7 protein-coding genes are annotated in these 14,972 nt (G+C 43.0%); 1 reads left to right on the top strand and 6 read right to left on the bottom strand.

Annotated elements, in window-relative coordinates; translation table 11 throughout:
- Positions 1-248 precede the first annotated feature (248 nt).
- Together ACQY3F_RS16335 and ACQY3F_RS16330 are read right to left on the bottom strand one after the other, a co-directional pair.
- A complete protein-coding gene (locus ACQY3F_RS16335; protein ID WP_428356002.1) occupies positions 249-1,985 on the bottom strand; it encodes a diflavin oxidoreductase in 1,737 nt (578 codons plus the stop codon).
- A 195-nt stretch (positions 1,986-2,180) separates the two neighbouring features.
- Positions 2,181-7,646 (bottom strand): glutamate synthase-related protein, encoded by a 5,466-nt coding sequence (locus tag ACQY3F_RS16330; RefSeq protein WP_428356000.1) that lies wholly within the window; start codon positions 7,644-7,646, stop codon positions 2,181-2,183.
- A gap of 442 nt (positions 7,647-8,088) precedes the next feature.
- Here ACQY3F_RS16330 and ACQY3F_RS16325 point away from each other — a divergent pair, with 442 nt between their 5' ends.
- The gene (locus tag ACQY3F_RS16325; RefSeq protein WP_428355999.1) at positions 8,089-10,401 is read left to right on the top strand and encodes a TonB-dependent receptor; all 2,313 of its coding nucleotides are present in this window, start codon (positions 8,089-8,091) and stop codon (positions 10,399-10,401) included.
- A gap of 516 nt (positions 10,402-10,917) precedes the next feature.
- Here the strand turns inward: ACQY3F_RS16325 and ACQY3F_RS16320 are convergent.
- The 4 genes from ACQY3F_RS16320 to xseA all read right to left on the bottom strand — a co-directional run bounded on the left by ACQY3F_RS16320 (position 10,918) and on the right by xseA (position 14,935).
- A complete protein-coding gene (locus ACQY3F_RS16320; protein WP_428355997.1) occupies positions 10,918-11,799 on the bottom strand; it encodes an NAD(P)-dependent oxidoreductase in 882 nt (293 codons plus the stop codon).
- A gap of 13 nt (positions 11,800-11,812) precedes the next feature.
- Positions 11,813-12,139, bottom strand: a complete 327-nt coding sequence (locus ACQY3F_RS16315) for a YbjQ family protein (RefSeq protein ID WP_428355995.1) — start codon at positions 12,137-12,139, stop codon at positions 11,813-11,815.
- Positions 12,140-12,741: 602 nt separating this feature from the next.
- Positions 12,742-13,590 carry a peptidoglycan DD-metalloendopeptidase family protein gene (locus tag ACQY3F_RS16310; RefSeq protein WP_428355993.1) on the bottom strand — a complete coding sequence of 283 codons (849 nt, stop codon included), beginning with the start codon at positions 13,588-13,590 and terminating at the stop codon, positions 12,742-12,744.
- Entirely contained in the window at positions 13,583-14,935 is a 1,353-nt protein-coding gene (xseA, locus tag ACQY3F_RS16305; protein ID WP_428355992.1) for an exodeoxyribonuclease VII large subunit, read from the bottom strand. Before xseA ends, ACQY3F_RS16310 begins: the two co-directional genes overlap by 8 nt.
- Between the last annotated feature and the right edge of the window lie 37 nt (positions 14,936-14,972).

Raw genomic sequence — 14,972 nt, 5'->3', positions numbered from 1 at the left:
TGAACCTTCAGCCTACAATGCTGTTGACTTAAGCCCTCTCTTGCTGGAGAGGGTTGGGTGAGGAGGATAAAATCAAGCATTTATAATCCCCTCATCCCAACCTTCTCCCTCTGGAGAAGGAGTTTGTTCTTAAGTCAACAGCATTGAGCCTAATCCTAGCCACAGTGAAGGAGTCATTTTTAAATATTTCGGCTCTTTAATTTAGAGGTAGGGCGGACTAAAGTCCGCTCTACAGAGAGCAGTATTTTTTAGTAAACATCGCGCACATAACGTTTATCTTTTTTCATTTGATTAACGTATTCTGTTGCCTGCTCTTCAGATAGTTTACCTTGTACGGCAATCACATCATGCAATGCTTTATCAACGTCTTTGGCCATGCGGTAAGCATCACCACAGACGAAGAAGTAACCGCCTAGTTCAAGCAGGGCAAAGAGTTCTGCTCCTTTTTCAAGCATGCGATCCTGAACATAGATTTTTTCTTCCTGATCGCGCGAGAAGGCCAGGTCTAATTTACTTAAGACGTTGTTATTCTGCATGGCTTCGATTTCATCACGATAGATAAAATCTGTTGCTTCATTACGATCACCGAAGAATAACCAGTTCAACCCTTTGGCTTTTCTGAATTCACGTTCTTGCAGGAATGCACGGAAGGGCGCAATTCCAGTACCAGGCCCGACCATAATCATCGGTAGATCGTCGTTTTCAGGCACTCTAAAGACTTTATTAGGGCTAAAGAAACAGCGTACAGCGGTGTTTTCATCTGCTAAATCAGCAAGGTAGGTTGAACAAACCCCTTTGTGCTCACGATCATGGCTGTTGTAACGTACACTACTGATCGTTAAATGCACGGTGTCCGGGTTGGCTTTGCCACTAGATGAGATAGAGTAAGCTCTGTGCTGCAATGGTTTTAACAGGGCTAAAAATTCTGCTGCCGAGAATTGCATTTCAGGGAATTGCAATAATAGATCTAGCGTGTCACGGCCCCACAAATAGCTCGCTAGTTTATCTTTGTCACCGGCGTTCAATAGATTATTTAATTCTTGATCGCCTGAACGTTTGGCGATTTCATCTAATAAACCTTTACTGGGTAGTTTGATTTCAAAGTGCTCAGCTAGTGCCTGAGTTAGTGGCATTAACTCGCCGCTGACAGGCTCATCTTCATCGCCTGTGCAACCAATGGCTTTAATAATATCGCTGACTAATTCCGGACAGTTAACAGGAACAACATTTAGCGCATCACCGGCCTCATAGCTTAATTCTGAGCCAGTGATGGAAATTTCATAATGGCGAATTTCTTTTGAAGAGTCCGGGCTACTTAATAACCGGTTGGCTACGAGTGTTCCTGGGAATGGGTTTTTACGTCCAAATTTAGCGGGCTGTGTTGTGCTACTACTATCAATGGTAATGTTTGCTGTGCCATCAGCCATTAACGGGATAGTATTACTGATCCAGTTTTCAGCTGCTGCATCAAAATCAACGTCACAGTCAATACGTTCGTAAAGGCGTTTTGCTCCTAGTTTTTCTAGGATCAGGTCCCAGTCTATACCAGCCTGACAGAAAAGGTCATAGCTGGTGTCACCCAGGGCGAGTACCGAATACTGCATGTTAGATAGGTCGATGCTATCGTCTGCACTGATATTATCCCATAGCATTTGCGCGTTATCTGGCATATCACCTTCGCCATAGGTGCTGGTGATAATTAATAGATATTCTATGTTAATAAAAGCAGCGACTTCAATTTCGTCCATGCTCAAAATGGTAGGATTTAAACCATGAGCTTTAGCAGCTTGCGCAGCATCGTGGGCAACTGATTCAGAATTTCCTGTTTGTGAACCATAGATTATGCTAATACTTCGTGCATTCGCTGCATCGCCTGATCCGGCACTTTGTAAAATATGGCTGTGCATGCCTGCAAAAAAACCACCTAGCCAGGCTTGTTGCGCCTCGTTGAAAGGTATGTTTAGAGAACTGTTCGCTGTTGTCATGGGACTACTCTTAAAAAAGGCTCGCTGCATAACAGTGAGTCTAGTAAATATATTTATTGACCATTAAGCATGCAGAATCCACAGCCTAAGTTTTTAAACTTTGTCTGTGGATTCTATTTCAGCCGTTTGGTTGTGTTATTGACGTTTAAGTCGTGGTTGTCTGGATAAGAACCCTTAATACTGCGGTGTTAAGCATTAAGCAGCCTGTTTAATCTTTATCATATCCTGAATAACCGCCTGACTGTTGAGTGCTGCAAGGTATTCATCAACAGCTGGAATATCAGCCAGTGCCTGATTATTAATGGCTGATTGTTCAATAATCCAGTTAGTTGAACCAATTGAATAAATACTTTGCACATCACGTAAAATCAAGGCTTGCTTATAATCATTTAAACGCTTATTAGCTAATAATAAGGCTAATTGTGCATCATCATAATTCGCATAAGCCTCGCGGGTTTCTTTGACTAAAGCATCCTGTAATTTGCGTGCTTTGGTATTAATCAGTCGCTGTGCCACAGTTTCAGTTTGCTGTGGATTTTGTACTTGAGTCGCAGCAATCAATGTCGCTTTATTTAATACCGCAAAGCTATTGATCATTTTAAAAGCAAGCGGGCTATCGGTTGCACCATAATCAGGCGTTTGACCGCCAAATAATACCGCACCCTCGGCATACGCCTCCTGAACCTGGTTGACTTGCTGTTGAGCCTGATCAACGGCTAGCTCTTCAATGATGGCTTTGCGGTCTACTGTTTTAGCAATAAACTCAGCCGTCTGGGTCTTATATAACCATAACGGGATTGCAAATTTAAAATGCTGGCGTTCACTATCCCAGTTATCGAGCAGCTTTTGTGCCACACTTGATTCAGCATAGTCTGCATGTTGTTCCAGCATCGCTAATACAAATTGCTCATGCGCGCGTGCAGTGTCGCTATCTTCACTCAAGCTTCTGATCTCGATAGAAGATTCATCATATAGCTTAGGTAATTTATCTTCCGGGTCGTATTGATAAGCATTACCCCCGGACATACCGTTGCAGAAGCCTTTACCAAATGTACCGATATTCAGCACCGCACCGTTGGTCATGTATTCGCAGGCAAAATCTCCAACCCCTTCAACGACGGCCATTGCACCAGAATTACGCACGGCAAATCGGTCACCGGCTTCACCGTTAATAAAAGTTTTACCGCCGGTTGCACCAAACAGGGTAAAGTTACCGACTAATACATTTTCACCGGGTACTTTATGTCCACCACCCGGAGATTTAATGATAATAGTTCCACCGCACGATGATTTTCCTACACCATCATTACAGGTTCCGGTATGTTCCATACGCATACCATCATTATTAAATGCGCCATAGCTTTGCCCTGCAGAACCACGAGTGCGAACAATCAGGGAATCAGGTGCCAGGTAACGACGCTTATGCTGGTTAGTATAAATTTTACCGTTTTCGGCAATTTGATCGGCATCCAGTTCATAAGATAATAGGCGTTCTATATCTATTGCTGTCTGACCACCGACTGTTTTATGTCGGTTGTTAAGGTTGAATTCAGAACCCTCAACAATCACTTGTTGTTGTTTGGCATTAACAAAGCCGGCTTTGAATTGCTGCATAATTTTATCATCGATAGAAAAATCAGCTTCCAGATAAACCGGTTTATCAATATGGATGACATCCACGTAGTTTAATAGCTTGCTGAAGTCCATTTGACCGATCATCGTTTCATGATCCATTAAATGTAATAAATCGGTTTGACCGCGAATTTCAGATAGGCTTTTATATCCCAGCGAAGCTAGAATTTCACGTACCTCATGTGCCAGATTCATAAAATACTGAGCTAAAACACGTGGATCGCCTTTGAATTCTTCATGAAGGGTGGTTAAACCGGCAGGACAGTGGACATTACAGTTTTTCGCCATCACACAGCGCAACATCATTAGCGCGGTGGTACCAAATTCAAACGAATCACCACCGAGTATTGCCGATTTAATGACATCTGAGCCATTTTGATGTGCGCCGCTACAACGAAGTACAACCTTATCACGCAAGCCGTTTACTGACAGCGCCTGATGAACCTCGGAAATGCCAATTTCAGGAGAGCGTCCGGTGTTTTTCAAACTGGTTACTGCTGCGGCACCGGTTCCACCGGTATTCCCGGCAACGTTAATCACATCAGCGCCGGCTTTGGCAACACCGACAGCAATGGTACCTATGCCCTCAGATGAAACCAGTTTAACCACCACTCTAACGCGTGCTGCTTTGGCATCATGAATGAGTTGGCCTAAATCTTCAATAGAATAGGTGTCGTGGTGCGGCGGAGGGCTGATTAATTCAACCTTGGGTGTGCCTCCCCGTGCAGCTGCAATCTCAACCGAGACTTTAGCAGCAGGCAGCTGTCCACCTTCGCCGGGTTTTGCACCCTGGGCAATTTTTATTTCAATCTCTTGAATATTTAAATCAGCTAGATAGCCAGCCCAGACACCAAATCGACCCGAAGCAAACTGTTTGATTTTACTGGATCTAATGGTATTAAAACGGCTTGAATGTTCACCCCCTTCGCCTGAATTACTCATAGCTCCGGCAATATTAGTGCCATGTGCAACCGCTTCATGTGCTTCTGCCATTAAAGCACCGTGGCTCATTGCACCAGTAGCTAATGCAGCAGTGATTTCATGAGCAGGTTGCACATCAGTCAGGGTGATAGGTCCGCGAGCAGAAATAATGCTGTTAAGATAATTGGCTACAAGGCTATGCGCATCATCTTCTGTTATTGTCAGCGCAGAGTCAGATACATTGATAGCTAAATCATGACCGGCAAAGCGCGCAGTAAAATGTGCGGCCAGGTTTTCTAGGCGTTGTTTAGTGGAGTCATTCGTTAAGGTAATCTCAAAGCTGTTATCAAGTTGCTTAACAGCTAGGCCACGAATACTGTAATTAATATTTCCACGCAAGTTTTGCTTGCCTAAAATAGCATCAAATTCAGCCGTTTCTTTTGCACGGGAAATATCAGCAGGGTAGCTCATAACATCGCGTAAAGCAGCAGGACGGCGATCGCGTTCCTGCATTAAGATTTTGCTGAAATTGCGGTAGGCCGGCGTGACTCCAAAGCTATCTATTTGCTCAGGGGTGCGTCTCTCATAACCAAAATCGGCATAAGCACTATCACTGACTACCGGTGATTTTCCATGATTGATATACAGAATATCTTCATCCGTCATGTTGATATATTCACGCACGGAAGTGTTACCAAAAGTATGCCCTGCACCTTCATTACGTTCTTTAAACAAGCCTAGGAATGGGATGTCGCTTTCAGAACCTACGGATAATGCCTTTTCATGCCATTCAGTTGCACTAGCAGCGATATTTGCAAACTGAATACCACCGACAGAAGAATTAATATTAGGGAAATAGATTTGTAATAGCGGCTCGTCAGTATCAATATAATTTGATTCAAAGAATTCACCGCCGATATAACTTTCAGCGGTACATAAACCAAATTTACCCATGGTTTTCATTAGCGATTTTTCGACCGCTTTTTGATAGCTATCCAGTGCTTTTTGCTGTTGGTCTTCGCTATACTGCGAGATAACCCGGTTGTGTACGCTTAATGGACAAATGGCCGATGCACCAAATCCCAAGATAGTTGCGACATCATGTGCGCTGACTGCCTGTCCTGTTTCAGAAATAAGCGAGGAATTGAAACGTAAGCCTTCTTTAACCAGGTGCTGGTTGGCTGCAGAAATAAGTAGCAGGGCAGGGATAGCCGCTTGTTCTTGACTGATATTAATATCGCTAAGGATAATAATACCGGTATTTTGTTTAGCCGCCTGGCCTACTTTATTGCAGGTATTCGTTAAAGCCTGTAACAGATTTTTTGCATTTTGTTCTGCATTTTCAAGGTCTGGCGTGTATAAAGCATCTATTGTCGCTACGCTAACAGCAGATTGCTGGCGAATTTGAGCTAATTGCGTGCGCTGTAAAATCGGTGAATTAATCACCAGCTGTTGACTTGTACTTTCGGAAAAATTAGGTTTCGCGCCCAGTGCAACGCGTAAAGTCATACCATCACTTTCACGCAATGAATCCAGTGGCGGGTTGGTGACTTGAGCAAAGCGTTGGCTGAAATAACGAGACATTCCACCTTCAGCGCCTGACAGGGCATTGGGTGTGATCCCGTAACCCATGGCGGAGATTTTCTCCAGCCCCGTATTTAGCATAGGGTCTAGCAAGAATTTGAAACTTTCCTGGTTAAGCGAATAGGCAGTATGCTGCTGGTCTATATTAAAGGCATGCTGACTGTTGATATCAGCTAATGAAACGGTCGACAATTCATCTAAATGAATCGCTCGTGCTTTTAATAAGGCATGGTAATCCGTTTCCTTTGCCAGACGTTCCATCACTTGATGGCTATCATAAGCTTCGCCAGTGCTATGATCAAAATAGATCATACCACCTGCTTCAATACGCCCTCGGCGTAAAACATCTTTAGAATCAAAGCCAATTTGACCGGCTTCGGACATGACCGCTAGATATTCATTTGTTTCTACGGAACGTAAAGGTCGCAGGCCAAGACGATCTAGACGTGCGCCTACGCGAATGCCATCATTAAAAATAAGTGCTGCAGGCCCATCATTTTTTTCTTCATATAAACTGAAATATTCCAGCATGGCTTTAACATCAGCCGAGAGGGTTGTGTCATTTTCCCAGGCGGGTGGCATCATTGCTAAAATTGCAGTGACGATATCCAGTTTGTCTTCATGGATGCGGCGCGATAGCGTTTGGTCTAAACGGCTGGAGTCTGATTGGCCAAGAGGGAAAACCAGGTTTTTACCATGCTGTCTGGCAATGGCTTGCTCGCTTAGGCGGTTTTTCTTGTCAGTATTTAATTCACCATTATGCGCCATATAGCGAAATGGCTGCGCCATCATCGTTGCAGGAGCGGTATTGGTAGAAAACCGGGTATGGAAGAACAAGGTGCAGATCTCGTGATCTTCATCGTATAAATCAGTGAAGTAAGGAATGACCTCAAAGGAATTTAAACGGCCTTTGTAAACCTGAGTACGTGAGCTCATGGATAGCGGATAGAAACCATCCAGTTCGTGTCGAGTAAAGCCGTCTTGTTCAATAGTCAGGAGTACATCCTGAATATAATACTCAAATTCTTCGTGACTCGCATCTTTTAATGATGTTTCCGGGCGACCAAAGATGACCTGCTTAATAGACAGCTGTGCCTTAATTGACGCGGCATTCAGAACACTGTTATCAACTGGGATATCGCGCCATTTAATGATCGGTAAGCCATATTCTTTTAAGTGTTGTTCTACTAATTCAATCGCTGCAGAATCAAATTGGCTATGATTTTCAGGCAAGAAAAAGTTGGCAACGCCGAATTGACCTAGCTCAAGCTCTTGGTTACCCGTTAATTTACGGAAAAACTTCAGTGATAAATCAATATTAACTCCAGCGCCGTCACCAATCCCTTCGGCACTCATGCCGCCGCGATGAGGAATGGTACATAAAGCCTGGTGTGATTTAATCAGTAAATCATGCGTTTGTTTACTTTGTTTGTGCGTAATAAAGCCTACGCCACAGCTGTCCCGTGAATCATCAGGGTTGTATAGCAATTGATCATTATTCTTTGATGGGGAAATTTTATTCATTTGTCTAGCCTAATTAGCAACATGAAATAGGTTTTATCTCTATATATTTAATATGTAGGTGTTTGTTTGTAAAGTAAATTCGTGTGTTTTTAACTGATATACCTGTGCATACAATATTTTCAAAGTGACCTATAAAACCATTTCGTTAATAAAATTTTTCTGTAGTGAAACCCGCAGATATTATCATGTAAATGCTATTTTGTCATTTTTGCGTATTTTATAAATATCAAAGATCCCATAACTCATTATAAGGCCGTGAATCCATACGATAAAAAGTGAAATAGATGTCATATTGTGCCTCCATAGACGTGAGCCGAAATTTACATTTTTTTTGCAAAAATCTACGAATATTAATAATCAGGAAAAAGTCCTATATTTTTTGCCTATGTTTACTAATACAATTCTTCATCTCAAAAAAATAAAAAAAGCAAAAAGAATAAAAATGAACAAAATTCTGCCATGTAGTCTTATCTTGCTAAGCATGAGTCATGCTATCCAGGGTGCAGATACACCAACTGAAGTTGATCAGCCAATTGAGCTGGAAACAATGAGTGTGGTCAATACTACGCCTTTAGGGGCGGATATTGCATTGAATAAAGTGACTACCAATGTACAGGTGATGACTGCCGAGGATATGGCAAGAGCGCAAAGTATCTCGATTGCTGATTATATGAATCAGTATATGGGCAGTGTTTCAATTAATGATGCGCAAAATAACCCCTTACAACCCGATATCCAGTATCGTGGGTTTACTGTCTCACCGTTATTGGGGCTACCACAAGGTTTATCAGTGTATACCAATGGAATACGCTTTAACGAGCCCTTTGGAGATTCGGTGCATTGGGACCTGATTCCAAAAGGGGCGATTGACAGCATGACTTTACAGGGAGGGTCTAACCCCGCCTATGGTTTAAATAGTCTAGGCGGCTCGATTGCAATTAAGACTAAAACAGGCTTTACTGCGCCAGAACATAGCTTGACTGTTAGTGGTGGTTCCTGGTCCAGACATAATGAGGAATTGACCAGCGGCTGGAATAATGGCGAATTTGCTTATTTTCTTGATCTACAGTACTTTCATGAAGAGGGCTGGCGAGATGATTCCGAAAGCGGTGTATTTAACGGTCTGGGTACTTTAAGCTGGCGCGGTGAAGACGGGCAGTTAAACCTGACATTAGCAGGTGCCAATAGTAGTTTGATCGGAAATGGCGCCCTGCCTGTCGAGCTAGAAGCTATCGATCGAACAGCTATATTTACGCATCCAGACAAAACCAGCAATCATTTTTTTCTATCTGCTTTAGATGGCAACTTATGGGTCAACGATGAGGTCGAACTCGCAGGAAATGTTTATTATCGTAGTAATCGTATCGATAGCCTGAATGGCGATGGTAGTGAGTTTGAGGAATGTGATGATGACCCTATGTATTTGTGTGAAGAGGGAAGTGATGAGATTGTTGAAGATATCAATGGTAACCCCATACTGGCAACCGGAGCAGTTCAAGGCGGAACCCTGAATACTTCAGAAGCTGATCAATGGTCCTTTGGTCTGGCGTTACAATCGGTTTTTAATCAGAGCCTATGGGGGCATGAAAATCAGTTTGTTATTGGTAGTAGTTATGATTTGGGCAAGGTGGCTTTTAGCGCAGATACTGAATTAGGCTCTTTAACGGATGATCGAGGTGTGAACGCTTCGGGGGTTTTTGTGGATGAATCCCGCGTACGCCTGGATACCACGACTAATTCATTTGGACTTTTCTTTTCCGAAGTTTTTAACGTGACTGAAAAGCTGGCGGTTAATGTTGCGGGTCGGTATAACCACGTTGAAATTGATATGCAGGATAGAGGGGGAAATCCGAAATTAACGGGTAAGCATAAATTTGATCGTTTTAATCCCGCTGCTGGCGTAACCTACTCCTTTATGCCGGAAATAAATTTCTATAGTGGCTACAGCGAATCATCGCGGGTGCCAACGCCAATGGAATTAAGTTGTGCAGATCCTGATGATCCCTGTAAGCTTCCCAATGCATTTGTTGCCGATCCGCCTTTGGATCAGGTTGTTGCAAAGTCGTGGGAAGTAGGCTTTAGAGGGAATTTTTCCAGGGTTCTGGATGGCCGGATTCAATGGAATCTTGGTTATTTTAATACCACTAATCATAATGATATTATTTTTCAAAGTGCGGGTACGGCTAATAGCGCAGGCTATTTTGATAATGTGGGGCGTACGCAAAGGCAGGGTGTTGAGCTAGGGCTGAGTAGTTCGTTTTTTGACCGCTGGCGTATGGCGCTGAATTACTCGTATATCAATGCTGTTTTCTTAACCCCCTACACCTCACATAGCCCCAGTAATCCTTTTGCCGATGCAGATGGTGATATTCAGGTGCAAAGTGGCAGTCATATACCGGGAATACCTGAGCATATTGTCAAATTTTCATCTGATGTCGATATTATTAAAAGCCTCACTTTTGGGTTCAATGTCTTATTTAATGCTGAGCAGTTTCTGCGCGGCGATGCGGCCAATCTGGACATACCTCTAGGTTCGTTTGCAGTGGTTAATTTACAGACAGAATATCGCTTTAATGAGCACTTTACGATTTTTGGTCGCCTGGATAATTTATTTAATACGAAATACAATAATTTTGGCACTTACGGCGAAACGGGGGATGTACTGGAAGGAATAGGCATTCCTGATAAGGATACCCGCTTTGTTGGAGTCAGTGCTCCACGAGCAGGGTGGGTCGGTATTAAGCTTAGTCTATAGATTTGCTAAAGGTCAGACCCCCTGAACTCTAGGATAATAACTTGATACCCATGATTGACATGTAGGTTGGCGCTGAGCTTGCGAAGCCCAACAATTACTGTGCAATATCATGTTGGGCTTCGTATACTCAGCGCCAACTTACGCGTTTTAGTGTCACCTTAATTATCTTGTGAAAACAGTAAGCTTAAATAACAGACATAAAAAAACCTGCATAAAGCAGGTTTTTAGAGCGGTAAAACTTTATTATTTTTATTTTTAAATGGAATTTATTCCTTACTAAACTTATTTATTATTTTTATTTGTTAAGTCTTTCTTACCTCGCTATCCATATTGTTATTTACTTAAATCCCTCAAGTGCGACAAAGTATATATCAATAATTCAGTTGGTGTCTATCAAAAAAAATGATATTTTAATGAAAAAAAGTTTCGACTCGAAAACGTATTTTAAAAACAAAGGTTTAAGTTTTATAAAGCGTTGGTTTTTTGTAATGAGCTTGGCATTTTCTGCCGTATAGATTATTTTTTGTCGCTATATAATTTGATTAAAGTAGACGGGTCTTGTTCTAAAAAACCATGGCTACCATGCAACTGCATCAATTGTGCAGCAAGCGCTGACATGGGGATGGCGGTAGACTGAGTGCTGGCTAAATCGGTCGCCATATGCAGGTCTTTGAGTAAAGTCTTAACGCGCCATTTAACAGGTGTAAAACTGCCACTTGCCATTTCCGGTGCAACAATCTGCAAGGGTTTGGAGTCGGCAAAGCCACCCGCGAGAGCGGTTGCTATTTTACTGGCATCTACACCGGACTTTTCTGCTAAAGCAATCATTTCGGCTATAACCAGAACATTACAGCTGACAATCATTTGATTGCAAACCTTGGTAACCTGACCGCTACCAACATCGCCCATATGCGTGAGTTGACTATATAAAGGTGCTAATAATTCACGCGCTATCTGTATAGATTTTTCCTTACCACCCGCCATAATCGCAAGAGTGCCCTGAGTTGCACCTGTAACGCCGCCAGATACTGGGGCATCAACCCAGTCCATAGCGCAGCTTTGAAATAACAGCTCTGCCAATTGGCGGGTAGAATCTGGATGGGTGCTGGATAGGTCAATCAATAGTTTATGTTGATTACCCAGTGGTATTATATGTTGTTTAACAATGGCTTCGACACTCTGAGTATCTGCTAGGCAAAGCAGGATAATATCTGATTGGGTAACCAATTCTGCAATGCTAGCGCAGGGATTAGCGCCTGCTTGTGTCACTGTAGCGAGTTTTTCTGTTGTTCGATTCCAGACATTAATCGGGTAACCTGCCGCTAATAACCTCAGGGTCATAGGTTGCCCCATCAGCCCAATACCAATAAAGCCTAGAGTTTGCTTGATATCATTCATAAATAGCGCTTTGTTATTCCTGGTCTTCCTGCAATTTTACAGCAGTCCCATTGGCGAGAATTTCAGATGCATTTGCCATAATGGCGCTGGTTGTAAAGCGTATATTGATAATGGCATCAGCCCCCCGTTTATTCGCTTCATCGACCATTCTTGCTATGGCAATATCGCGTGCATCGGCTAACATTTCCGTATAACCGACAATTTCTCCACCGATAATACCTTTTAGTCCAGCCATAAAGTCACGACCCACATGTTTGGACTGCACTACATTGCCAGTGACAACGCCGAGGTTTTCTTGAATCGTTTTACATGGAATTTCTGGTGTAGTTGAAAATTGCATTTTGTTTCCCCTAAGATTTTTCTAGGATAATGGTGGAGGTTCAGAACTCCTGATTTCGACATAAAGAAATCAAAAGCTTACCGTTTTCACAAGATAATTAGATGATACTAAAGTGCGTAGGTTGGCGCTGAGTATACGAAGCCCAACATGATATTGCATAGTGATTGTTGGGCTTCGCAAGCTCAGCGCCAACCTACATATCAAGCATTGGCATCAAGTTATTATCCTAGAGTTCAGACGGTCTGAGGTTAGTAACTATCAATATTAAGGAACGCGCACGGAATAAGTTGAGCATCTGGCGCAGGATTTTTATTCGTATTCAAGACGTAGAAACAGGCGCATAGCCAGCTACGTAACAGTTTCTACAACGCAGAAAACGGATAAAAAGACAAGTCAGTTGCTTAAGTTATTTCGTGCGCGTTCCTAAGGCCCCTGGAAATAAATAAGCGTCCAATATTTGGGCAGTATTTTTGTTTGTCATTAGTGCTGTAGCAGTAAGCGAATAACTGGCTACGGAACTATTGCTACAGTGCTAATGACGGACAAAAGATCAGCAAAGCTGGATGATTATTTGTTTCCAGGTGCCTAAATGTTATACCGATTTATTGTGCAGCTTCAGCTTCAGTTTTAGTTGCTGATAATTCAGGCACGAAGAGCGCGGGGTCTACTTTGGTTTTATTCAAATAAACATTCCAGTGTAAGTGTGGGCCTGTCACTCGGCCCGTTTCTCCAACTTCTCCAAGTTTAGTGCCTTGCTCGACTATCTGGCCCGCTTTGACGGTTATTTTAGACATATGAAAATAGCCTGTGACTAACCCCTGTCCATGATCTAAAAACACAGTGTTGCCGTTATAATAATAACCGCCTGTATTGATGACCAAACCGGGCGCAGGCGCACTAATTGTCGTTCCTTTTGGAGCGGCTATATCCAGGCCGCTATGTGGATTTTTAGGCTGATTATTAAAAAATCGCTTAAGTCCGAAGGGACTGCTTAAGCGGCCCTCAACCGGTATACTAAATAATAAGTCGCCAACCGGCTGTTCGGTCCAGGTGTTCAGCGCTTTATTGATGGCTGGGCGCTCACTCGTAATACGCTTAAGGTCATCGGGATTAGGGTTGACCATGCGTTTGTTTTTGATAGTAATATATTGTGCCGGGTAATCTTTATCTACAATAGCAAAATCAAGCTGTGTGCTGGTTGCACCCGATGTTACCTGAATGCTATGCTGCCCAGCTTTGATTTTTAGCGGGATGCCAACTATGGCGTACCATTTATGATCATTCTCAACAATCAATACGCGTTTATCCTGAAATGTGACCACAGGCGCTGGCGTTTCAACAGAGCCCAGTTGTATGTTAACAATACCACCCGGTGCCGCGAGTTGTTGCGGCAGAGCACTGCTTAAAGCTATTTGCGGTATTAGTAATAATGTTAGGAGTATTTTATTCATGATTAATTTCCTGTATCTGGCTGCTGATTGAACCTGTTGCCAGGCGTGTTTGTATGATTTGCCCAATGCTGACTTGTTGGGTCGTGCTAATAAGTTTGCCTTGCTCATCAGTGCTTAAAGTGTAACCTCGGTGCAAAGTGGCTAGAGGGCTGACAATATTCAACGTTTGACTAAGATGGCCTAGTTTTTCCTGTTGCTCATGCAGCTTATTATTAATATGCATGTTGAGGCGGTTATTTAAAGCCAGGTGTTCGCTTTTAAGTCGTTGCAATGTATGTGCCGGGTTATATTGCCATAGCTGTGCATGGTGAGTTGTCAGCTTTGCCTGTGCCTGATTTAACTGGTTTTTTATTTTGTTGGTCAGGCGTAGCTCCAACTCGGCAAGCCGTTGCGATTTGTTTTCTAATTGTTTGCCTGGGTGTTGCAGTTGCAGGTTTTTAGTCAGCCAGTCTAGGTGCTGCGTGGTTTGTTGCAGGGTGTTTTTGATCAGTTGGCTTAAGCGCTGTTCATAGGCCATAAACTGTCCTAGCCATTGTTGTCCGTCAGGTGTGCAATGTTCAGCTGCTGCTGTTGGTGTCGCTGCACGTAAATCAGCGACATAGTCTGCAATGGTGGTATCGGTTTCATGACCTATGCCACTGATAATGGGTAGTTGACTTTTATATATCGCATTAGCGACCATTTCTTCATTAAAGGCCCACAAATCTTCGAGCGAGCCGCCACCACGCGCCAGTAGGAGCACATCACATTCTTTGCGTTGATTGGCGGTGATGATCGCCTGATTAATTTCATATTTCGCTTCGTTTCCCTGCACCATTACCGGATAAATGATCACTGGAATACCCGGAAAGCGCCGCGCCAGTACGGATAAGATATCGCGTATAGCTGCACCTGAGGGTGAGGTGATAATTCCAATGCTTTTAGGCAGTAATGGTAGCTGCTGTTTGTGTTCCGGGGAAAACAATCCCTTTGCGTCGAGTTTGGCTTTAAGCTGTTCATATGCACGGCGAAGAGCGCCGTCGCCTGTTTCCTGCATTTGATTAATGATTAGTTGGTAATCTCCCCGTGCTTCATACAGGCTAACATTTGCACTAGCCTGAATTTGCAGACCATTTTCAGGGATAAACTTAAGCCTTTGTGCCTGGCTTCTAAATAAGGCGCAGCGGACCTGGGCACGGTCATCTTTTAAAGAGAAATAAAGGTGGCCTGAGGCAGGGCGGCTTAAATTAGAAATTTCACCGGTTACTTGAATAGAAAAAAAATTCTGTTCTAACAGAGATTTCACATTCCGATTCAGTTGCGAAACACTGTAAATTGTTGCCTTTGGGTTAGTAAAAGAATCCATAGCTTGCAATAGAATCGTATAAGTAGAGTAGGGCGTG

The organism is Methyloprofundus sp., assembly GCF_965251085.1.
Lineage (GTDB): Bacteria > Pseudomonadota > Gammaproteobacteria > Methylococcales > Methylomonadaceae > Methyloprofundus.
The sequence above is the reverse complement of the archived record's forward strand: the minus strand, read 5'-3'. Positions and strand labels throughout refer to the sequence as shown.